The sequence below is a fragment of the Romboutsia sp. 13368 genome, from assembly GCF_018336475.1.
Taxonomy (GTDB): domain Bacteria; phylum Bacillota; class Clostridia; order Peptostreptococcales; family Peptostreptococcaceae; genus Romboutsia.
Map to the genome: position 1 here is coordinate 1,030,625 of NZ_CP048741.1, position 363 is coordinate 1,030,987.

The following is a 363-nucleotide window of genomic DNA, read 5'->3' on the forward strand; positions in this document are numbered from 1 at the left end:
AGTTTAGACCATGCACTAAAAAGAAATGCAAATATTTTATGTGAGATTGTTGGATATGGTTCTACTTGTGATGCCTATCATATAACTTCACCAGACCCAAAAGGAGAAAGTGCATCAAAAGCTATGAAAGATGCAATTGATGAAGCAAATATAAATCCTTGTGAAGTATCTTATATAAATGCTCATGGAACTTCAACTCCATATAATGATTTATATGAAACTAGAGCTATTAAGAATGTGTTTGAAGAAAATGCTAAAAACATACCTATATCTTCAATAAAGTCTATGACAGGTCACTTATTAGGTGCAGCTGGAGCTGTAGAATCAATTGCTTGTATTAAGGCTTTACAAGAAGGATTTATA

1 pseudogene is annotated in these 363 nt (G+C 32.0%); it reads left to right on the forward strand.

Going from position 1 to position 363, the window contains the following annotated elements:
• Nucleotides 1-363: pseudogene (locus tag G3997_RS04195) on the forward strand (beta-ketoacyl-[acyl-carrier-protein] synthase II); the annotation flags it as partial.